Source organism: Acidovorax sp., from assembly GCF_046294525.1.
Lineage (GTDB): Bacteria > Pseudomonadota > Gammaproteobacteria > Burkholderiales > Burkholderiaceae_C > Acidovorax.
The window spans coordinates 124,363-144,271 of record NZ_JBKBKQ010000005.1 but is presented as its reverse complement, the minus strand read 5'-3'; the positions used below and the strand labels follow the sequence as shown (position 1 = coordinate 144,271).

19 protein-coding genes are annotated in these 19,909 nt (G+C 66.1%); 15 read left to right on the top strand and 4 right to left on the bottom strand.

Annotated elements, in window-relative coordinates:
- The first annotated feature begins 1 nt into the window (after nt 1).
- A complete protein-coding gene (locus ACK4HJ_RS07855; protein ID WP_409829592.1) occupies nt 2-1,522 on the top strand; it encodes a hypothetical protein in 1,521 nt (506 codons plus the stop codon).
- 58 nt (nt 1,523-1,580) lie between these two features.
- Here ACK4HJ_RS07855 and ACK4HJ_RS07850 read toward each other — a convergent pair whose 3' ends face one another.
- Entirely contained in the window at nt 1,581-2,558 is a 978-nt protein-coding gene (locus ACK4HJ_RS07850) for a LysR substrate-binding domain-containing protein (protein WP_409829589.1), read from the bottom strand.
- A 15-nt stretch (nt 2,559-2,573) separates the two neighbouring features.
- On the opposite strand from ACK4HJ_RS07850, the gene ACK4HJ_RS07845 reads away from it, so the two are divergent.
- The 5 genes from ACK4HJ_RS07845 (at nt 2,574) to gph (ending at nt 8,835) form a co-directional block, all read left to right on the top strand.
- Entirely contained in the window at nt 2,574-3,875 is a 1,302-nt protein-coding gene (locus tag ACK4HJ_RS07845) for a CaiB/BaiF CoA transferase family protein (RefSeq protein ID WP_409829587.1), read from the top strand.
- Nucleotides 3,876-3,877: 2 nt separating this feature from the next.
- On the top strand, nt 3,878-5,155 hold the full coding sequence (locus tag ACK4HJ_RS07840) for a DUF1254 domain-containing protein (protein ID WP_409829585.1): 1,278 nt from the start codon (nt 3,878-3,880) through the stop codon (nt 5,153-5,155).
- A 38-nt stretch (nt 5,156-5,193) separates the two neighbouring features.
- Nucleotides 5,194-6,213, top strand: coding sequence for a Bug family tripartite tricarboxylate transporter substrate binding protein (locus ACK4HJ_RS07835; protein ID WP_409829582.1), 1,020 nt, complete (start codon nt 5,194-5,196; stop codon nt 6,211-6,213).
- A 7-nt stretch (nt 6,214-6,220) separates the two neighbouring features.
- Entirely contained in the window at nt 6,221-7,963 is a 1,743-nt protein-coding gene (locus ACK4HJ_RS07830) for a carboxylesterase/lipase family protein (protein WP_409829579.1), read from the top strand.
- A gap of 170 nt (nt 7,964-8,133) precedes the next feature.
- On the top strand, nt 8,134-8,835 hold the full coding sequence (gene gph, locus ACK4HJ_RS07825; RefSeq protein ID WP_409829576.1) for a phosphoglycolate phosphatase: 702 nt from the start codon (nt 8,134-8,136) through the stop codon (nt 8,833-8,835).
- A gap of 50 nt (nt 8,836-8,885) precedes the next feature.
- On the opposite strand, the gene ACK4HJ_RS07820 is transcribed toward gph, so the two are convergent.
- Entirely contained in the window at nt 8,886-10,496 is a 1,611-nt protein-coding gene (locus ACK4HJ_RS07820; RefSeq protein ID WP_409829574.1) for a methyl-accepting chemotaxis protein, read from the bottom strand.
- Nucleotides 10,497-10,706: 210 nt separating this feature from the next.
- A complete protein-coding gene (locus tag ACK4HJ_RS07815; RefSeq protein WP_409829571.1) occupies nt 10,707-11,297 on the bottom strand; it encodes a chalcone isomerase family protein in 591 nt (196 codons plus the stop codon).
- 388 nt (nt 11,298-11,685) lie between these two features.
- Between ACK4HJ_RS07815 and trpE the strand changes: the two genes are divergently transcribed.
- The 8 genes from trpE (at nt 11,686) to ACK4HJ_RS07775 (ending at nt 17,776) form a co-directional block, all read left to right on the top strand.
- On the top strand, nt 11,686-13,185 hold the full coding sequence (trpE, locus tag ACK4HJ_RS07810) for an anthranilate synthase component I (RefSeq protein ID WP_409829568.1): 1,500 nt from the start codon (nt 11,686-11,688) through the stop codon (nt 13,183-13,185).
- Entirely contained in the window at nt 13,182-13,517 is a 336-nt protein-coding gene (locus tag ACK4HJ_RS07805; RefSeq protein WP_409829566.1) for a chorismate mutase, read from the top strand. The genes trpE and ACK4HJ_RS07805 overlap by 4 nt, the downstream gene beginning before the upstream one ends.
- Entirely contained in the window at nt 13,514-14,101 is a 588-nt protein-coding gene (locus tag ACK4HJ_RS07800) for an aminodeoxychorismate/anthranilate synthase component II (RefSeq protein ID WP_409829563.1), read from the top strand. The genes ACK4HJ_RS07805 and ACK4HJ_RS07800 overlap by 4 nt, the downstream gene beginning before the upstream one ends.
- Nucleotides 14,098-14,769: a LysE family translocator gene (locus tag ACK4HJ_RS07795; RefSeq protein WP_409829560.1), complete on the top strand. Its 672-nt coding sequence runs from the start codon at nt 14,098-14,100 to the stop codon at nt 14,767-14,769. The genes ACK4HJ_RS07800 and ACK4HJ_RS07795 overlap by 4 nt, the downstream gene beginning before the upstream one ends.
- A 17-nt stretch (nt 14,770-14,786) precedes the next feature.
- A complete protein-coding gene (gene trpD, locus ACK4HJ_RS07790; RefSeq protein WP_409829558.1) occupies nt 14,787-15,827 on the top strand; it encodes an anthranilate phosphoribosyltransferase in 1,041 nt (346 codons plus the stop codon).
- A gap of 25 nt (nt 15,828-15,852) precedes the next feature.
- Nucleotides 15,853-16,653: an indole-3-glycerol phosphate synthase TrpC gene (gene trpC, locus ACK4HJ_RS07785; RefSeq protein WP_409829556.1), complete on the top strand. Its 801-nt coding sequence runs from the start codon at nt 15,853-15,855 to the stop codon at nt 16,651-16,653.
- 61 nt (nt 16,654-16,714) lie between these two features.
- Nucleotides 16,715-17,440, top strand: a complete 726-nt coding sequence (locus tag ACK4HJ_RS07780) for a uracil-DNA glycosylase (RefSeq protein ID WP_409829554.1) — start codon at nt 16,715-16,717, stop codon at nt 17,438-17,440.
- 69 nt (nt 17,441-17,509) lie between these two features.
- A complete protein-coding gene (locus ACK4HJ_RS07775) occupies nt 17,510-17,776 on the top strand; it encodes a DUF3253 domain-containing protein (RefSeq protein WP_409829551.1) in 267 nt (88 codons plus the stop codon).
- Nucleotides 17,777-17,806: 30 nt separating this feature from the next.
- On the opposite strand, the gene ACK4HJ_RS07770 is transcribed toward ACK4HJ_RS07775, so the two are convergent.
- Nucleotides 17,807-18,718 (bottom strand): LysR family transcriptional regulator, encoded by a 912-nt coding sequence (locus ACK4HJ_RS07770; protein WP_409829548.1) that lies wholly within the window; start codon nt 18,716-18,718, stop codon nt 17,807-17,809.
- 185 nt (nt 18,719-18,903) lie between these two features.
- On the opposite strand from ACK4HJ_RS07770, the gene ACK4HJ_RS07765 reads away from it, so the two are divergent.
- Nucleotides 18,904-19,893 (top strand): Bug family tripartite tricarboxylate transporter substrate binding protein, encoded by a 990-nt coding sequence (locus ACK4HJ_RS07765; RefSeq protein WP_409829546.1) that lies wholly within the window; start codon nt 18,904-18,906, stop codon nt 19,891-19,893.
- Nucleotides 19,894-19,909: the final 16 nt, after the last annotated feature.

The window sequence follows — 19,909 nt, the reverse complement described above, 5'->3', positions numbered from 1 at the left end:
CATGAAAGCCACCCTCGCAACCCTGGCGGCGGCCGTGGTCAGCGCCGTCGTCACCATCGCGGCCGAGGCTGCCCCTTTGCCTGCATCCACCGCACAAGGCACCGCTATCGTGGTGCAAGACCAGGCCAGCCTGCGCGCCGCGCCGCGCGACGGCGCCCAGCAGCAAGCCAGCCTGTGGCAGGGCGAGGTGCTGGAAGTGCGCGGCGAGCGCCTGGACTACCTGCAGGTGTGGGACCACAAGCGGGAGCGCGGTGGCTTTATCCGCGCCAGCGATGTGCGCCGCGTGGCACTGACCGAGGCCGAAGGCCCCGCGCTGCTGGCCGTGATGCGCTTTGTGCAGGACACGCCAGGTGCCGAAGCGCTGGGCATTGGGCTCACCGCCGCCTACCTACAGGCCGCATCCGGCAAGACCCTGGCGGGTGCGGAGGGTGCGCAGGCCTTTGATGCGCTGGGCATTTTTGCCGACCGCCTGGCCCGCCGTGCGTCGGCCGCCGTGCCCGGCAAAGCCTCGGGCGCCACGCTGTCGGCGCACCTGGACGTGGCCAATGGCTATGGTGTGCGATTTGCCACCTACGAGGTCGAAGGCCGCATGCAGGTCTGCTACGAGGGCGAGGCCTTTCGCCGCCTGCTGGCCATGCCGGAGGCCGACGCCGCGCAACGTGCCCGCGCCGCCCTGGCGCTGACCCGCCCCGAATGCATCAACCCCGACCTGCCCGCGCACGAGCGCGCCAAGGTCACCGCCTGGCAGGCCGATGTGCTGGAGCGCGTGGACGTCGCCGGCCTGCCCGGCTACCTGCGCAACCGCGTGCAGATGCGCCGCGCCAGCGTGTGGGGCGCCACCGCCTTCCAGCAGGCGCGCAAGAACATGGCCGACCCGGCCGTGGCCGCTGCCGCCGCGCGCGCCCTGACCGAGTTCACCGGCGTCAGCCGCACCGAGCTGCCCGACGAAGACCAGAGCGCCTACAACGACGCCGCCATGCGCGTGAGCGCCGTGCGCTGGGCCTTGGTGCCCGCTGCTGCGCCCGCGGCCGCAACCGGCAACCGCCCCACGCTGCTGACCGAGCCCGGCGCCCCCGGCGAAACCTGCGTGCTGCTGGTGGACGCGCAGCACGGCACGAAGGCCCCGCTGCTGCGCCGCTGCACCTATGGCGTGGTGTGGACGGCATCGGCCAGCACCAACCGCGAGGGCACGGCCGTAACCCTGGCCGTGCAGCCGATGGAAGGCTGGCGCGAGCTGTGGGTGCTGCGCAAGGCGGGCGGGGGGTGGTTGGCCGACGTGCTGCCGCCAGCCGCCGCTACGCCCGAAACCGGCGTCGCCGAATTTGCCGGCTGGGTGCCCGGCGGCCAGCAGATGCTGGTGGCCCGCGAAGCCCGGGGCCAGGGCCGCTACCGCAAGAGCTTTGAAGTGGTGCGGCTGGACGGCCTGACCACCGAGCGCGTGACGGGCGATGTGTCAGCGTTGCCCCTGTTCCAGCGCTGGCAGGATTCGGCATGGAAGCGGCAAACGCTGAGCTTGCGTTGACGCGGAATCGGACACGAGTCGCACCTTGCAATCCGGCGAAAGAGTCCCCTTATCTTCTTCACGATGGCGTCGGGGGTAGGGGCTGCTTTCTGTTCACGCGCAACCTCACCAGACGTATTGCCTCTGCAAAAGCCTGCACGGCCTGGGGGGAGCCTTCAGCCCCCCGGCGCGTATAGAGACCCAGAGACGGCAGCCGCACTGCCGGTGTGATGGGCAGACGGACCATGCCGCCCCGCGCGAGCTCGTCCCGTGCCTGTTCAAAACGCACCGCTCCCAGCATGGCTCCATCCAGGCGCAAAATGCTCCCCAGGGTGACAGAGGACAGTACTTCAACAGCGGGTTCCGGCGGCTCCAGACCCGCGTTGAGAAAAGCGGTCATCAGCGCCTGTCGAACCAGTGTGTCTTTCGGCGGGGCGACCCACGGTTGCGCATGCACATCGTTCCAGCTCAACCGCCGCTTGCGCGACAGACCATGCCCCTGCGCGCAAAGTACGCACAGTTCGTCCTCCACCAGCAACTCCGGCTTCAGAAGTGAGAGTTGCGAACTGGTGAGCAATTCGGGTGTTACAGCGCCGAATACGCAATCGAGTTCACCGTTCAAGAGTCGCTGGATCAATTCGCGGACCCTGCCTTCCTGAACTTGTACATACGCAGTGGGCAATCGCCTGCGCAGTTCGATGATCGCTTGAGGCACGGTGGCAGTCACGGAAAGAGTGCCCAGCCGCAGCAAGCCCTCTGCACCTTCTCGCAAGGCATCCACCTCGTCTTTGCTGCGTGAAAGTTCGCCGAGGATGACCCGGGCCCTGTAGATCGCAGCGTTTCCTGCTGCGTTGGCCAGCAGTCCGTGGGCCGTGCGTTCGAACAGGCGTGTACCGAAGCCCGCTTCAATCTCACCCAGCATCTTGCTCAGTGCGGGCTGGCTCAGGTTCAGTCGGCTGGCGGCGGCGCGCATCGAGCCTGAATCCGCCAGCGACACAAGCAGTTCCAGGTGCCGCATGCGAAGACGGCGGACCAGATAGTCGGATGGGAAAGGCATGGAGCGCCTCCGTGAATGGATGCAAGCTGGGTGATCACCAAAAGCGATCATGCAATCAAGATTATCGAATTTTCAGGAATGTCGACCGCGACTATCGTTGCGGCCATGTCCTCTTACCAAGAAAACGTTCCAGCGCCACCCACTGCCCCCCTGGCCGGCGTGTCTGTCATTGATCTGGGCCAGTACATTGCAGGCCCTGGTGCGGCAATGGCGCTGGCGGATTTGGGCGCAACGGTGATCAAGGTCGAGCCGATCACGGGTGATCAGGCCCGCCATGTAGGGCGATATGGCGAGGCCATGGTGCGGGCCTACAACCGGGGGAAGCGTTCCATCGCCCTGGACCTCAAGAGCGAGGCCGGCCGTGAAGTCGCGTGGCGCCTCATCGCCGGGTGTGACGTGGTCGTGCAGAACCTGCGCCCCGGCGCAGTGGAGAAGCTGGGGCTGGGGCCGTCGCAGGTGCGCGCTCGGTATCCCAGAGTCATTTACCTATCGATATCGGGTTTTGGCAGTGGTGGCCCGTCGAGCGAACGCCCCGGCTACGACATTGCGGCGCAGGCGGAAAGCGGGCTCATGTCCGTGACGGGCGAAGCGGAGCGTTCGCCGCAGAAGGTGGGTGTGCCCATCATTGACGCGGCTGCCGCCGATCTGGGTGCACAGGCCATCCTGGCGGCACTGTACGGGCGCGAGCGCAGCGGCGTTGGGGAGACGCTGGAAGTGTCGCTTTTGGAGACGGCCCTCCACCTGCAGGGGGCGACCTGGTGTGAGTACCTGGGTGGCGGCCCCGAACCCACTCGCATCGGGCACGGGCAACCCCACAACGCGCCCGCAGCGGAGATGGTTGCCACGCGTGACGGCCATATCGTTTTGTCCGCCTACGCTGAAGACCACTGGAAGCGGTTTTGCCGGGCTGTTGGCCGCGAAGAACTGGTTAACGACCCGCGCTTTTGCAGCAACGACCAGCGAGTGGCCCACCGCACTGAACTGCGCCGCGTGCTGGATGAATGCCTTTCAAGCTACACCAGCGATGCGGCCGTCGAAATGCTCAGCCAGCAGCAAATTGTTGCCGGTGCGGTGCGGCGCTATCGCGACGTGCTGGCCCATCCCGACGTGATCGCCAGCGGAATCCTGGTGGACGCAGTGTCGGCGGACGGCGCGGGATATCGGGCGCTCGGGCTGCCATACCGCATGGGCAATGGTCGCCGACCCGCGCCCGCCGCAGCGCCGGATTGCGGGGCAGACAGCGCCCAACTGCTCGCCGAATGTGGCTACTCGGCGCTGGATATCGCCGCACTGCGTTCAAACGGGGTGGTCGCATGAACATGGCCGCCAATTTTTCCAACGCTGGCTCTCCTGCCTTCGAGGCAGCGCGCACAGCGGTGCTGCAGACCTTGCCGTTGTTCGAGATGATGCGCATGCGCGCGGCAACCACGGCCCGGCGCCATCCGATTCTGGGTTTTGCGAGCGACGACCGGGCTTCATCCATGCGGTGGGTCAACCATTTCACCCACACGCACCGCAGGATCGGGCCCGACGATCGCGAGGTGGTCAGTCCCAACAACGACACGGTCTTCAGCAATGCGTGGCTGGATCTGTCCCGAGGCCCCGTTCTCATCGACACGCCCGATATGGGTGAGCGTTACTGGACATTGGGCCTGCTCGATGCGTGGACCAACCCGTTTGCCTACGTGGGGCGCCGCACGACCGGAAACAGGCGCCAGCGCACGCTGGTGCATGGCCCTGCCTGGAAAGGCCCGGTGCCCGGCGGCGTGGATAACGTGATCTCTGCGCCTGGCGAGGACGTCTGGGTGATCGGACGTCTGCTGGTGGACGACCGTCCGGACGATCTGGAACAAGCGGCCGCGCTGCAACGTGGCATTGCCACGCACCGGCTGGATGGCGGGGTTGCCGCTTTTCGGGTGGACACTGTGCTCCATGGCGGCGCGGGGGGCGCGCCGGATGCCGCGCTCTACCGCGCCATGATTGACGATGCATTGGCTCGCAACCCGGTGCAGGCGGTAGAGCGCCTGTGTTGGCCGGTGGATGGCACAGCGTTGGCGCTAGCGTTGCCTCTGGTATACGAGGAGCTTCGCCAAAAAGCCCAGCCGCATGCATTGGGGGGTGGCTGGGCGCTGCCCGTCGCGGTGCGTACGCACTGGGGTGAAGATGTGGAGATGCGCGCGCGTGTTGCGCGCAACTTCATCGGTGCACTGGGTATTGAAGAGGCCATGTACCCCACTGCCGAGGTGGACGCCAGCGGAGCGCTGCTCAACGGTTCGCACGCCTATGAACTGAAGTTCGAGCCAGACGCCGTGCCTGAGGTGGACGCCTTCTGGTCACTCACGCTGTACCGGCGAAGCGACTGCCTGCTCGTGGCCAACCCGGCGCACCGCTACTCGGTTGGCGATCGCCTGCCGGGCCTGCAGTGGGGTGCGGACGGCAGCCTTTCCATTCGCATTCAGTCCGAGGATCCGGGCGCCGCGCACAACTGGCTGCCCGCTCCGCCCGGCGAGGCGTTCTTCGTGGTCCTTCGGCTCTACCAGCCCAGACGAAGGCACCTTGAGTTCCAGTTTCCATATCCCCCTTTGCGCCGTCTGTAGCACGGCGCCTTTCGATACAAACACAACAGGAGACAGACATGAGCTTGCACCATTGGTCGTTGAACAGCCTTCCCCCGACGCGGCTTCAACGCCGCACCGTCCTCGCCACACTTGCTGCGGGCTTGGCGTCCGGTACCGGCCTGCTCGCGCATGCGCAGGGGGACTGGCCCACGCGGCCGGTCAAACTGATTTCGCCCTACGCGGCGGGCGGCGCCAGTGACCTCTCCGCCCGGGTTCTGGGTGAGTACCTTGGCAAGGTGCTGGGCCAGCAATTTGTGGTCGAGAACAAGCCAGGGGCAGGCACCCGGGTGGGTACAGAGTTCGTTGCGCGCGCACCCGCCGACGGCTACACCGTGCTCTATGTAGCCGCGCCCTATGCCACGGCCGAGGCGCTCTATGGACAGGGCCTGAGCTACCAGCGCGACCAGTTGCGGCCCATCGCCATGGCCATGCATGCGCCGCTGTTCCTGATCGTCAATGCGCAGACCCCCATCAAGACCGTCCGCGATCTTGTGGCGTTCTCCAAGACACGCCCGGGCGGCATCAACATTGGCACGCCCGGTGCGGGTTCGCAGCCCCACCTTGCTGGCGAACTGCTCTTGCGCGAAGCCGGCATGGAAGGGATCAGCGTGCACATGCGCGGAGACGCCATCGCCTATTCGGAGTTGCTGGGCGGGCGCGTCGATGCGACCCTGACGGCGATCAGCTCCGCCTTGCCCCACATAGCGGCCGGCAAGCTGAGGGTGCTTGGCGTGGCCTCGGAAAAACGCAGCGCGCTGTACCCATCGGCACCTACGATCCGCGAACAGGGCTTTCCGAGCGTGGTCGCGTCCGGGTGGTATGGATTCATGGTGCCAGCCAGCACGCCAGGGGCTGTGGTGGCGAAGCTGCAAGCCGCTGTCTTGCGGGCACTCGACGACGCTGCAGTCAAGCAGAAGCTGCTTGACATGGGCCTGGAGGCCAGCGGCGCGCCCGCTGCCGAATTCGCGACCTACATCGACGAGCAGACAGGCAAATGGACTGGCGTGATTCGCAATGCCAACATCAAGATCGAATGAGCGCACCATGAAATCCACCTTGACTTGCTGGACTCTCGCCTTCAGCGCGCTGTTGATGCTCAACGCCTGCTCCCACACGCCCGCCGGCACCGCCGGGCTGCAACGGCCGACGACATATGGCCCGGTGGTCGGCGCTCAAGATGCGGCGGTCAGTGGCGTAAACGCCTGGAAAGGCGTTCCCTATGCGGCCGCCCCGGTGGGGCAGCGCCGCTGGCAGGCGCCCGAGGACTCGCCCGCATGGACGCAGCCACGTGCAGCGACGTCGTTTGCGAACGCGTGCGTGCAGACCGGTCGGTTGTACGGGCCGGGCCTGAACAATCGGCACGATGACACCATCGGCAGCACGCTGGGCCAGACCCTGGGGTCCGAGGACTGCCTCTACCTCAACATCTGGGCGCCCACCGCCTCCACGCCGACCCCCAGGCCTGTGATCGTCTGGGTGCACGGCGGCAGCAACATCACCGGCTACACCGCCGACCCGTTGTACGACGGCGCCACGCTGGCCCGTGCCACCGGCTCCGTGGTGGTCTCGGTCGCCTACCGGCTGGGCGTCTTCGGGTTTCTGGAGCTCGCACCGCTGAAAACGGGCGACGCGGCGACCGACTCTGGCAACTTCGCGTTGCTCGACATCGTGAAGTCGCTGGAGTTCGTCCAACGCAACATCGGTGCGTTCGGCGGCGACCCTGGCAAAGTGACTTTGATGGGCGAGTCTGCCGGAGCGGTCAATGTGTACGCGTTGCTCACCTCACCCAGGGTTGTCTCCAGGCCTGCGCCCCTGTTTCACAGGCTGGTGGCGCTGAGCGGCGGCATTTCGTCGGCTGCCACGCTGCCGCCAGGCTCTTTCGCGACCATCTTGCCCCGCAGTGTCTGGGCAACGCGTGGCAACGCCTTGCTGGTCCAATCCCTGGTGGCCGATGGCACGGCCGCCGACCGGCCTGCCGCAGAGGCGCACATCGCTTCGCACACGCCCCAGCAATTGGCTGCCTACCTGCGCGGCCTTTCGGCAGATGCCATCTTGACCACCGTGCGCACGCGGCTGGCGCCGCTGGGCCTGGCGGCTGCCAACCCGATCCCCGATGGTCATGTCGTGCCCGCAGATCCCATCGCTGCCATCCGCGCTGGCAGGTACGTCAAGGTGCCGGTGTTGGCGGGAAATACCCGCGACGAAAGCAAGCTGTTTCCGGCACTGCTGGCGACGCGGCCGGCTTTTGGCGGCACGAGCGGCCGCCTGCTCGATGACGCCGCAGTGTTCAAGCTAGCGTACGGCTACCGGCCCGACGCCCCACCCGCCAGCCGCATTGAGGACTGGGTGCCTGCGCAATACCTGCCGGTCGATGCGCCGACAACGGGGCTGAACGCACGCATCGCAGAGCTGGACCGCGTCTGGTTCTTCGCATTTCGAGACGACGTGCTCAATGCGCTCAAGTCACGCCAGCGCGATGTTTGGCACTACCGTTTCGACTGGGATGAGCTCCCGCCGCCTTTTGACAAGGTCTATGGCGCGGCGCACAGCTTCGACTTGCCGTTCATCTTCGGCAATTTCGGGCCTTCGCTCTACGCGAACATTTCATTCAGTCAGGCGAACAGGGCGGGCCGGCTCGACCTGTCGGCAAAGATGATGCAAAGCATCGGTCGCTTTGCGCGCGACGGCGACCCCAACAATGCGAGCCTGGGGATCGGTTGGCCAGCCTGGCCCAGATCGCTGGTGTTTGATTCGAACCTTGAAGCGGCACGGCTTGCTGTGGAGTGATCCTTGATGCCTGGATGGTTGCATCCAGCATCACAGCATCACAGCCTCGTCACACACAGCGGTTCAACGGCGCCCCGTGTGTGCGGAGGGGCGATGGCAACGGCCCCATGCGCGGCGCGGGACCCTGTGGCTTTACGATCTCCGCAGTTGCCAACTCCGTTTCCGCACTCGTGAACTTCATTCCCCTGCCTTCGTCCCACGTGGACGCCGCCATCATCGACCTCGACGGCACGATGGTGGATACCCTGGGCGATTTCAGCGAGGCCCTGAACCGCATGCTGCGGGACCTGGGCCTCCACGCCATCGACGCGAACGCCATCGAATCCATGGTGGGAAAAGGTTCGGAGCATTTGCTGCGTTCTGTGCTTCAACATGTGCTGGCGCACGTGGAGCCTAAGCAGCGTGCTATTCAAACAGAAGCGCTGTACCCCGACGCCTGGGCCAGCTACCAGCGCCACTACCTAGCGATCAACGGCCAGTACGCGGCGGTGTACCCCGGCGTGGCCGAGGGCCTTGCGGCCTTGCGCGCTTCTGGCCTGCGGCTGGCCTGCCTCACCAACAAGCCCACCGCGTTTGCGCTGCCGCTGCTGGAAGCCAAGGGCTTGCGCGGCGTCTTCACCCATGTGTTTGGCGGCGACGCCTTCGAGCGCAAGAAGCCCGACCCGCTGCCCCTGGTAAAGACCTGCGAGGCATTGGGCACGGCCCCGGCGCGCACGCTGATGGTGGGCGACTCCAGCAACGATGCGCAGGCCGCGCGCGCGGCGGGGTGCCCGGTGGTGCTGGTGACCTATGGCTACAACCACGGCCAGCCGGTGCGGGCCGTGGACGCAGACGGGTTTGTCGATTCGCTGGGGGAGTTGCTCTCAAATTAGGAGCTGGTAGCGCTTCATCTACCTTGGTCTCAGGCGGAAAAGATCTGAAATCAAGAACTGGCAAGCGCTGGCAGCTCTCTTTTTGAGAGCGCCGGCAAGCCTACGGCCTGCGCAGCGTTGCCCGGCACGCGGAACACCGCCACGGCCTGCACCAGCTGCCCGGCCTGCGTCTTGAGGCTGTCGGCTGCCGCAGCGCTTTGTTCGACCAGCGCGGCGTTCTGCTGGGTGGTCTGGTCCATCTGCGTGATGGCTTCGCCCACCTGGCTGACGCCCTGGCTCTGTTCGCTGCTCGCAGCGCTGATCTCGCCCATGATGTCGGTCACGCGGCGGATGGCGGCCACCACTTCCGCCATGGTCGTGCCCGCCTTGTCCACCAGCGCCGTGCCGCGTTCGACGCGCTCCACGCTGGTGCCGATGAGGCCCTTGATCTCCTTGGCGGCCTCGGCACTGCGCCCGGCCAGGCTGCGCACCTCGCCGGCCACCACGGCAAAGCCCCGGCCCTGCTCGCCCGCGCGCGCCGCTTCCACGGCGGCGTTGAGCGCCAGGATGTTGGTCTGGAAGGCGATGCCGTCGATCACGCTAATGATGTCGGCGATCTTCTTGCTGCTGTCGTTGATGCCCTTCATGGTGTCCACCACCTCGGCCACCACGGCGCCACCCTGCTGGGCCACCGTGCTGGCATTCATCGCCAGCTGGTTGGCGGTGCGGGCGTTGTCGGCGTTCTGGCGCACGGTGGAACCAAGCTCTTCCATGGACGCGGCCGTCTGCTGCAGGGCCGAGGCCTGCTGCTCGGTGCGTGCGCTCAGGTCGTTATTGCCCGTGGCGATCTCTACGCTGGCAGTGGCCACCCCCTCGGCGTTGTGGCGCACATTGCCCACGATGCTGGCCAGGCGCGATTGCATGGTGGCCAGTGCCTGCAGCAGCTGGCCGGTTTCGTCGCTGCCGCTGGCGGCGATGGGGTGGGTCAGATCGCCGTCTGCAATGTTTTCAGCGGCCTGCTTGCCCAGCTGCACCGGGCGCACGATGGAGCGCGTGACGGTGAACGCCAGCAGCGCCCCCAGCGCCACGGCCACCAGCGTGCCGGTGCCCAGCAGGGCCTGGCTGGCCTGGGCCATGGTGCTGGCGTCGTCCTGGCTTTCGGTGAGCTGCGCGGCCATGTGGCTGCGCAGGTCGTCCAGCGACTTGAGATAGCCATCTGCCAGCGGGCGCAGGTCCTTGTCCACCATGGATGGCACATTGGGCTCGCCGCCCCGGTGCAGTTCGCGGATCTCGGTGAGCTTGTCGTTGTAGGCCGTGCGGGCGGTGGCGATGGCTGTGAGCAGGCTGCGCGCCTTGTCGCCCTGTACCAGTGCTTCGATGCGCTTGACCTTGGCATCCATGCCGCTGGCCGTGGCCTGGGTGTCGGCCGTCAGCTTGTCCATGTAGTCGCGGTCAATGGCCTTGAGGAAGGCCTCGGTGCGCACCCAATTCAGGCGAATATCGGCCGCCCAGTCATCCACCAGAGTTCGTTGCTCGATCTCCTGCGTGGCCACACGCTCGCTGGCCGCTTGCAGGCTGGCAATGCGCCACATGCCCGTGGCCGCGATGAGCGCGGTGATGAGCAGGATGGCGCCGAACGAGATGCCCAGGCGCAGGCCGACGGAAAGGTTGCTGAGTTTCATGGTGAAGGGTGTCCGGCGCGTGAAAAGCGTGAGAAAACGAGGCGAAGGCCAAAAGGGCTGCGGCGAAATCGTGAGATGAGCAGGCAGATGACAAGGTAATCCGCAGCCCCGCTGTGCGTCAGTCGGCCGGGCGACAGGCTGGGTGTCGGATCGCTAGGGGTTTGCCCGCGCCCGTGCAGTGCAGCGCGGCCCGGGACCTCTGCAGCAGGGTCAGGCAGGCTTGCCCAGCAAGGCGTCCTTCAGCTTCCAATCGGCAGGCACATTGCCCAGCCAGATCCCCATGAGCGCGTTGAAGAACTCGGGCTCCTTGAACGGCTCGCCCTGCGGCTTGCCCTTGACGGTGATCACGGTCCCGGTGCCGGGGATCCAGTCGATCATGAACTGGTCCCCCGCCTGCAGCTTCTTGTGGTCCGAGAAGATCTGGCTCATGCGCAGCACGCCGGGGATGAGCTTGGAGAACGCGGCGCGGTCCATGTTGTCCTCCATGCCCCGCGAGAACAGCTTGCCCAGTTCGGTGGAGTCGATCTCGCGCAGCATGGTGATGCTCATGCGCTTGGGGCCCTTAAGCGCCGCGATGTCCTGGGGCGTGGACGCCTTTTTCTCCAGGTACAGGCCCGCGGTGTACACCTTGAACACCGCCTTGTAGCGCACGCCTGCGCCGTTGAGCTGCAGGGTGCTGCCGCTCAGGCTGGTGGTCTCTTCGTACTTCACGTCGGCCACGGTCATGGGCTGGGCGAAGGCACTGGTGGCCACCAGCAGGCAGGCTCCAGCCATCGCCGCCCATCGCGTCAGGGATGTCATGCGCAGCTCCTTTTCAAAAAAGAACGGTCGTTCGTTTCCAATTGTTTCAGTGGCCCCGGTCGCGCGCAACAGGGTTTTCGATGGGTTGTGCGATCTCGCCTGTGATCTCGCTCTTGAGGCTCGTCAAAAGGGGGGCGGCAAAAAAGCTTTGCTACACTTTGCCCCCATGTTCATTCACCACGTGTTCATCACAGGTTGCAGCGACCGGGGAGCCTGGCCCTGGCGTCAGCCTGTCGCTTTGAACGCCTGATGGCACCTGGGCCGACGACGCCCCAGCGTGCACCCGTGGCCTTCACCCTGATGCGGTGAGGCCGATTGAATGGACCGCAGCGCCCCTTTCTTTTTTTGCGACCGGGGACACGCGCTGCGACAGCTGGGAGCCCTCCCCGTGATCACAGAACTTGAATTCAAAAGCCTGGCCAGCGAAGGCTACAACCGCATTCCGCTCATGGTCGAGGCCTTTGCGGACCTGGAAACCCCGCTCTCGCTCTACTTGAAGCTGGCGCACACCAAGGACGGCGGCAAGCACAGCTTCCTGCTCGAATCCGTGGTGGGTGGCGAGCGCTTCGGGCGTTACAGCTTCATTGGCTTGCCCGCGCGCACGCTGCTGCGGGCCAGTGGCTTTGGGGCGCAGGCCAAAACCGAGGTCGTGACGGACGGCCAGGTGGTCGAGACCGCCCAGGGCAATCCGCTCGACTTCATCGCCGATTACCAAAAGCGCTTCAAGGTGGCCCTGCGCCCCGGCCTGCCGCGTTTCTGCGGCGGCCTGGCCGGCTACTTCGGCTACGACGCGGTGCGCTACATCGAGAAAAAGCTGGAAGACAGCTGCCCGCCCGACACCCTGGGCTGCCCCGACATCCTGCTGCTGCAGTGCGAAGAGTTGGCGGTCATCGACAACCTCTCGGGCAAGCTCTACCTCATCGTTTACGCCGACCCGGCCCAGCCCGAGGCGTATGCCAAGTCCAAAAAGCGCCTGCGTGAGCTGAAAGAGCAGCTCAAGTATTCGGTGAGCGCGCCGGTTGTGAAGGCCACCGAAAGCCACCCCGCCCAGCGCGACTTTGCCAAGGCCGACTACCTGGCCGCCGTGGAGCGTGCCAAGGAGCTGATTGCGGCTGGCGACTTCATGCAGGTGCAGGTCGGCCAGCGCATCCACAAGCGCTACACCGAATCGCCCCTGTCGCTGTACCGCGCGCTGCGTTCGCTCAACCCGTCGCCGTACATGTACTTCTACGACTTCGGCGATTTCCATGTGGTGGGCGCCAGCCCCGAAATTTTGGTGCGCCAGGAGAAAACCGACGAAGGCACCAAGGTCACCATCCGCCCCCTGGCAGGAACCCGCCCCCGCGGCGCCACGCCCGAGAAGGACAAGGCCACCGAGGTTGAACTCATCAATGACCCCAAGGAACGTGCCGAGCACGTGATGCTGATCGACCTGGCGCGCAACGACATCGGCCGCATCGCCAAGACCGGCACCGTGAAGGTGACCGAAGCCTTTGCGGTGGAGCGCTACAGCCATGTGATGCATATCGTGAGCAATGTGGAAGGCATCCTGAATGACGGCATGACCAGCATGGACGTGCTGAAAGCTACCTTCCCCGCAGGGACGCTGACCGGCGCGCCCAAGGTGCATGCCATGGAACTCATCGACCAGCTCGAGCCCACCAAGCGCGGCCTGTATGGCGGAGCCTGTGGCTACCTCAGCTACGCGGGCGACATGGATGTTGCCATTGCCATCCGCACCGGCATCATCAAGAACGGCACGCTGTATGTGCAGGCGGCGGCTGGTGTGGTGGCCGACTCGGTGCCCGAGCTGGAGTGGAAGGAGACCGAGCACAAGGCCCGCGCACTGCTGCGCGCGGCAGAGCTCGTCGAGGAGGGGCTGGAATGACCCGCGCCATTTCCCGAACCAAACATTGCGCCACGATGCAGGACGTGCGCCGCGAGGTGGATGCACTGGACGACGTGCTCGTGCCCCTGCTGGTGGAGCGCGTGGGCTACATGACCCAGGCCGCACGCATCAAGCAAGACGCGACCCAGGTGCGTGATGAGGCACGCATCGAGGCCATTGTGGCCCGCGTGCGCGAGCGCGCACAGGCCGAAGGCGGCGATGCCGACGTGATGGAAGCCATCTACCGCAGCCTCATGGAAGCCTGCATTGCCTATGAACACCGCGAGTTCGCCCGCCTGCGCGAGCCCGCCACTGCCGGGAGCGCCGCATGACAAAACTCTTGATGGTCGATAACTACGACAGCTTCACCTACAACATCGTCCAGTACTTTGGTGAACTGGGCGCCGAGGTGGAGGTGTTCCGCAACGACGAGATCACCGTGACCGAGATCGAGGCGCGCCTGAACGCGGGCCAGCTTGACCGCCTGGTCATCTCGCCCGGCCCGTGCTCGCCCGCCGAGGCCGGCATCTCGGTCGCCGCGATCCAGCACTTTGCGGGCAAGCTGCCCATCCTGGGCGTGTGCCTGGGGCACCAGAGCATTGGTGCAGCATTCGGCGGCAACATCATCCGCGCGCAGGAGCTGATGCACGGCAAGACCAGCGTCATCACCACCACCCAAAAGGGCGTGTTTGCGGGGTTGCCGGAGAAGTTCACTGTCAACCGCTACCACTCCCTGGCCATCGAGCGCGCCACCTGCCCCGAGGTGCTGGAGGTGACGGCCTGGACGGATGACGGCGAGATCATGGGCGTGCGTCACAAAACCCTGCCCATCGAAGGCGTGCAGTTCCACCCCGAAAGCATCCTCACCGAACACGGCCACGCCATGCTCAAGAACTTTCTGGAGCAGCGCGCATGAACTTCATCGATGCCCATCAGCTGGTGATGTTCATCGCGGCGGGCTGGCTGCTGAACCTGACCCCTGGCCCGGACGTGCTCTATATCGTGACCAACGCGTTGCGCTCGGGCACGCGCGCCGGCATCGTGGCGGGGCTGGGCATCACAGCCGGTTGTTTTGTGCACATCTTTGCCGCTGCCGTGGGCGTGGGCGCATTGCTGGCCACCTCGGCCACGGCGTTCACCGTGCTCAAGTGGATCGGTGCCGCGTATCTGATGTGGATGGGTGTGCGCATGCTGCTGTCCAAATCCAACGCTGAGAATGGCAGCACGGCTGCGCTGGCGGCGGCGCAGGCGGCCCCTGTGCAACACACACCGCTCTCCAAGGTGTTCCTCGGCGGCTTCTGGACCAATGTGCTCAACCCCAAGGTCGCCATCTTCTTCCTGGCCTTTGTGCCGCAGTTCATCGCACCGGGCGCGGACAACAAGGCGCTGGCATTTGTGCTGCTGGGCGTGCTGTTCAACCTCAACGCCATCCCCGTCAACACGGGCTGGGCGCTGGCTGCTTCGTGGATGGCGCGCCGTGCCACGGCCATCCAGCGTGGCATGCACTGGCTGGACCGCGTGGCGGGCGCCGTGTTCATTGGCTTCGGACTCAAGCTGGCCTTCACGGACCAGCCCTCTGCATAAATACCAGGAGACATTCCATGCCTATCACTCCTCAGGAAGCGCTGCAGCGCACCATCGAGCACCGCGAAATCTTTCATGACGAGATGCTGCACCTGATGCGGCTCATCATGAAAGGCGAACTCTCGCCCCTCATGACGGCGGCCATCATCACCGGCCTGCGCGTGAAGAAGGAAACCATCGGCGAGATCACCGCCGCCGCGCAGGTGATGCGCGAGTTCTCCACCAAGGTCCACGTGCCCGACAGCACGCACCTGGTGGACATCGTGGGCACGGGCGGCGACGGTGCCAACACCTTCAACATCTCCACCTGCTCGATGTTCGTGGCCGCCGCAGCAGGCGCCAAGGTCAGCAAACACGGCGGGCGCGGCGTGTCGAGCAAAAGCGGCAGCGCCGATGTGATGGAGGCCCTGGGCATCCACATCAACCTGAAACCCGAGGCCATTGCGCAATGCATTGCCGACGTGGGCATCGGCTTCATGTTCGCGCCCAACCACCACCCCGCCATGAAAAACGTGGCCCCGGTGCGCAAGGAGCTGGGCGTGCGCACCATCTTCAATATCCTGGGCCCGCTGACCAACCCGGCCGGCGCGCCCAACATCCTGATGGGCGTGTTCCACCCTGACCTCGTGGGCATCCAGGTGCGCGCGCTGCAGCGCCTGGGCGCCGAGCACGCGGTGGTCGTCTATGGCCGCGACGGCATGGACGAAGTGAGCCTGGGTGCCGCCACGCTGGTGGGCGAGCTGAAAAACGGCCAGATCACCGAATACGAAATCCACCCCGAGGACTTCGGCCTGCCGATGGCGAGCAACCGCGCGCTCAAGGTCGAAACGCCTGAGCAGTCGCGCGAGATGCTGATCGGCGTGCTCAAGGGCGAGCCCGGGGCCGCACAAGACATCGTCTGCCTGAACGCCGGCGTGGCGCTGTATGCCGCCAATGTGGTCGATTCGGTGCCCGCAGGGCTGGCCAAGGCGCGTGCCGCCATCGCATCGGGCGCGGCGCTGGCCAAGCTGGAGCAAATGGTCACGCGCACGCACGCGCTGGCCGGCGCTGCCGCGTGACCCCAACAACCAACCAGGTTTCCCCATGAGCGACATCCTCAACAAGATCGTGGCCGTCAAGCACGAAGAAGTGGCCGCCGCCAAGAAGCGCCTGCCTTTTGACGCCATGCGCGCCGATGCCGAGAGCCGCGTGCTCACGCGCGACTTTGAAGGCGCGCTGCGCGCCAAGATCGCCAAGGGCCAGGCAGCCGTGATTGCCGAGGTCAAGAAGGCCAGCCCCAGCAAGGGCGTGCTGCGCGCCGACTTCGAGCCCGCCGACATCGCCCAGAGCTACATGGAAGGCGATGGCAAGGTCAGCGCGGCCTGCCTGTCGGTGCTGACCGACCGCCAGTTCTTCCAGGGCCAGCCCGACTACCTGAAGCAGGCCCGCGCCAGCACCTTGCTGCCGGTGCTGCGCAAGGACTTCATGGTCGATGCGTACCAGATCTACGAATCGCGCGCCATGGGCGCCGACGCCATCCTGCTGATCGCGGCCTGCCTGGACGATGCGCAGATGGCCGACTTCGAAGCCATCGCGCGCAGCCTGGACATGGCGGTGCTGGTGGAGGTGCACGACCGCCCCGAGCTGGAGCGCGCCCTCAAGCTCAAGACCCCGTTGGTCGGCATCAACAACCGCAACCTGCGCACGTTTGAAGTCACGCTGGACACCACGCTATCCATGTTGAAAGACGTGCCTCAGGACCGCTTGCTGGTCACCGAGTCGGGCATCCTGAAGCCCGCCGACGTGAAGACCATGCGCGACGCAGGCGTGCACGCCTTTCTGGTGGGCGAGGCTTTCATGCGGGCCGACGACCCCGGCTTGGCCTTGGCAAAGCTGTTTGGTTGAAATACTATGAATTTGATAGCTTCTGGCGCTCGATGGATAAGCGCTAGAGCCCATTTTGACCATGAATTCCTCTTCGCAGGCCACTACGCAAGCCACCCAGCTTCAGAGCGCTGACCCGTCTGCATGGCCCGTGGCGCCCGGCTGGCAGCCGCTGGTGCACGAGTTTTTCGCAGGCCCGCGCGGCCAGGCGCTGCAGGGGTTCTTGCAGGATCGGCTCAACGCGGGCGCGGTGATCTTCCCGCCCCAGCCGCTGCGCGCGCTGGAGCTCACGCCGCCCGACGAGGTGCGCGTGGTCATCCTGGGCCAGGACCCGTACCACGGCCGTGGCCAGGCCGAGGGGCTGGCGTTTTCGGTAGCGCCGGGCGTGCGCCTGCCGCCCTCGCTGCAAAACATCTTCAAGGAAATGCAGCGCGACCTGGGCACGCCGTTTCCGCCGTTCCCCGAGCCCGGCGGCAGCCTGGTGAAGTGGGCCAAAAACGGCGTGTTGCTGCTCAACACCGGTCTCACGGTGGAAGAGGGCCTGCCCGCCAGCCATGCGGGCAAGGGCTGGGAGCAGCTCACCGACGCCGTGATCCGCCACGTGGCCGAGGGTCCGCGCCCGGTGGTGTTCATGCTGTGGGGCTCGCATGCGCAATCCAAGCGCGCCTTCATCCCGCAGGACCGGGGGCACCTCGTGCTCACGTCCAACCACCCCTCGCCGCTGTCGGCGCTGCGCCCGCCCGTTCCGTTCATTGGCAATGGGCACTTTGGCAAGGCGCGTGCGTTTCGCGAGCAGCACGGGTACTGAACGGCGAACCTGGTGCGGCTGGGCCCAGCAAGGCTGCGCGGTGACGACCTGTAGGGCCCTCGAAACACCATGACCGACGCGGACGTCGAAGCCAAAATCTTCGCCCTGCTGGCGCTGCGGCAAGCGCCTGCGACGATCTGCCCGTCGGAGGTCGCCCGCGCCCTGGCGCCGCAGCAGGGCGACTGGCGCCCGCTGATGCCCCACGTCCGGCAGGTGGCGCAGGCATTGGCACAGCAGCAGCGCTTGCGCGTGACGCGCGGCGGTGTGCCGGTTGCTGCGACGGCGCCCGGTGGCCCGATTCGGCTGGGGCTGCCCCCTCAAGGCGGCGAGCGCTGATACCGTTGAAGGGCGGCCGCGACGCGTGAATTACCAAGGCCCAGGCAACCGCTCCTTGAGCAGATCGATGAATGCCTGCACGGCCACTGGCAAGCTGCGGCCCGCCAGGGTCTGCACTTCCAGGTCGCGCAGGTCCATGCCCGCGTCGCTGATGGGCAACGCCACGATGTCTCCCGCCACCACCAGGTGGCGCGCCGCAATCTCACTGGCCACCGACAGGCCTCCGCCATGTGCCACAAAGTTGAGCACCGTCTTGGCATGGTTGCTGATGAGCACGGCCGTCAACTGCAGGCCCTGGCGGCTGCAGACGATGTCGATCATCTGGCGCACCGTGGTCTCGGCCGGGGGCAGGGCCAGCGGGTAGCGGGCCATCTGCGCCAGTGTCACGCTGCCCGCGCCCGCCAGTGGGTGGCCGGGCGGGATGAGCGCCAGCACAGGCGCGGTCTGGCGGTAGGCCACCTCGATGTCCTTGTGCGGCGCGCGGCTGAAGCACAGGCCGATGTCGGCCGCGCCGCTGCGCACCGCATCAGGCACCTGGGCCGTGGGCAGCGCGATCACGCTGAACTGGATGCCCGTGTGCGTGCGTTGAAACTCCACACACAGGCGCGGCACGAGCTCGTTGGCAAACGCATCGGAGGTGGCGAGCCGCACCTGCCCGGCGCGCAGGCCCTGCAGTGCGCCGATCTCGCCCAGCGCGCGCTCGGCATCCAGCACCGTGCGGCGCGCGTGCACGGCCAGGATCTCGCCCGCCGCCGTCAGCACCATGCCGCGCGGGTGGCGTTCGAACAGGGGTGTGCCCAGCTGTGCCTCCAGCCCTGCGATCTGGCGGCTGAGGGCCGAGGCGGCCACGTGCAGGCGGGCCGACGCTTCAGTAAGCGATCCGCTCTGCGCCACTTCCAGAAAGTAGCGCAGCGTGGTGTCTTGCAGCAGGTGGGCGCGCATGGGCCTTGTGGACAGGAGATGTGGGGGGCAGGCGCGCAGTATGCGCCGGTTTGCTGCTGCGGCAAAGCAGCTTGCCGAAATGCTGGTGGTCAAGCAAGGCACTGCTTCCTAAGATGGCCCGCTGAGTGGTAGTGCCGTTGCACGGTTTTTTCTTTTTCTCTCATTCTTTTTTGCTGGAGGCTGCTATGCGTCGTCTACTTTCCTGGGGCCGTGGCGTCTGCGGCCTGGCCTGCTTGCTGGTGGTGTCGGCGGCCGCGCATGCGCAAGCCGCTACTTGGCCTGACCGGCCTGTGCGCGTGATCGTGCCCTTCCCGGCCAGTGGTGCCACGGACCTGGTGGCGCGCGTGGTCACCCAGCGCGTCGCGGCCGACCTGGGGCAGCAGATGGTGGTGGACAACAAGCCCGGCGCGGGCGGCACCATTGGCACGACCGAAGCGGCCAAGGCCCCGGCCGACGGCTACACCCTGCTGCTGACCACGAGCAGCACGCACGCCATTTCGCCGCACCTCATGCCCAAGCTGGCGTACGACCCCCGCAAGGACTTTGTGCCCGTGGCCCATGTGGCCGACGCGCCGAGCGTGGTGCTGGTCACCAACTCGCTGCCCGTGAAGACCGTGGCCGAGCTGATCGCCTATGGCAAGGCCAACCCCGGCAAGCTCAACTACGCCACCAGCGGCAACGGCACCATCGTGCACCTGAACACGGCGGCCTTCATGGCCCAGGCGGGTGTGGAGATGACCCACATCCCCTACAAGGGCACGGCGCTGGCCATTCCCGACTTGATTGCCGGGCAGACGCATGTGCTGTTTGACTCCCTGCCCACCGGCATGCCCCACGCCAAGGCCGGCCGCCTGCGCGCCATCGCCGTCACCAGCGAAAAGCGCAGCAGCCTGGCGCCCGAGCTGCCCACCATGGCCGAATCCGGCCTGCCCGGCTATTCATCGGTGACGTGGTTTGGCGTGTACCTGCCTGCGGGTGCGCCGGCGGCCCTGGTGGACAAAGTACACAAGGCGTTTGCCAAGGCTGTGGCCGCGCCCGAAGTGGCCGAGCAGCTAGCCAAGCTGGGCGTGGAGCCTGCCGCGCCCCGCACGCCAGCGCAGTTCGGCACCATGGTGCAGGCGGATAGCAACCGCTGGGCCAGCGTGATTCGGCAGCACAAAATAAATATTGATTAACCCCCTGAGTCGCCTT

What these genes read in the sequence shown, in the direction of transcription:
- trpC (WP_409829556.1), top strand. Translation starts at nt 15,853, where the DNA reads ATGAGCGACATCCTCAACAAGATCGTGGCCGTCAAGCACGAAGAAGTG.
- ACK4HJ_RS07820 (WP_409829574.1), bottom strand. Translation starts at nt 10,496, where the DNA reads ATGAAACTCAGCAACCTTTCCGTCGGCCTGCGCCTGGGCATCTCGTTC.
- trpD (WP_409829558.1), top strand. Translation starts at nt 14,787, where the DNA reads ATGCCTATCACTCCTCAGGAAGCGCTGCAGCGCACCATCGAGCACCGC.
- ACK4HJ_RS07775 (WP_409829551.1), top strand. Translation starts at nt 17,510, where the DNA reads ATGACCGACGCGGACGTCGAAGCCAAAATCTTCGCCCTGCTGGCGCTG.
- ACK4HJ_RS07840 (WP_409829585.1), top strand. Translation starts at nt 3,878, where the DNA reads ATGGCCGCCAATTTTTCCAACGCTGGCTCTCCTGCCTTCGAGGCAGCG.
- ACK4HJ_RS07830 (WP_409829579.1), top strand. Translation starts at nt 6,221, where the DNA reads ATGAAATCCACCTTGACTTGCTGGACTCTCGCCTTCAGCGCGCTGTTG.
- ACK4HJ_RS07795 (WP_409829560.1), top strand. Translation starts at nt 14,098, where the DNA reads ATGAACTTCATCGATGCCCATCAGCTGGTGATGTTCATCGCGGCGGGC.
- ACK4HJ_RS07815 (WP_409829571.1), bottom strand. Translation starts at nt 11,297, where the DNA reads ATGACATCCCTGACGCGATGGGCGGCGATGGCTGGAGCCTGCCTGCTG.
- ACK4HJ_RS07835 (WP_409829582.1), top strand. Translation starts at nt 5,194, where the DNA reads ATGAGCTTGCACCATTGGTCGTTGAACAGCCTTCCCCCGACGCGGCTT.
- ACK4HJ_RS07805 (WP_409829566.1), top strand. Translation starts at nt 13,182, where the DNA reads ATGACCCGCGCCATTTCCCGAACCAAACATTGCGCCACGATGCAGGAC.
- ACK4HJ_RS07855 (WP_409829592.1), top strand. Translation starts at nt 2, where the DNA reads ATGAAAGCCACCCTCGCAACCCTGGCGGCGGCCGTGGTCAGCGCCGTC.
- ACK4HJ_RS07765 (WP_409829546.1), top strand. Translation starts at nt 18,904, where the DNA reads ATGCGTCGTCTACTTTCCTGGGGCCGTGGCGTCTGCGGCCTGGCCTGC.
- ACK4HJ_RS07800 (WP_409829563.1), top strand. Translation starts at nt 13,514, where the DNA reads ATGACAAAACTCTTGATGGTCGATAACTACGACAGCTTCACCTACAAC.
- ACK4HJ_RS07780 (WP_409829554.1), top strand. Translation starts at nt 16,715, where the DNA reads ATGAATTCCTCTTCGCAGGCCACTACGCAAGCCACCCAGCTTCAGAGC.
- ACK4HJ_RS07770 (WP_409829548.1), bottom strand. Translation starts at nt 18,718, where the DNA reads ATGCGCGCCCACCTGCTGCAAGACACCACGCTGCGCTACTTTCTGGAA.
- ACK4HJ_RS07850 (WP_409829589.1), bottom strand. Translation starts at nt 2,558, where the DNA reads ATGCCTTTCCCATCCGACTATCTGGTCCGCCGTCTTCGCATGCGGCAC.
- ACK4HJ_RS07845 (WP_409829587.1), top strand. Translation starts at nt 2,574, where the DNA reads ATGGATGCAAGCTGGGTGATCACCAAAAGCGATCATGCAATCAAGATT.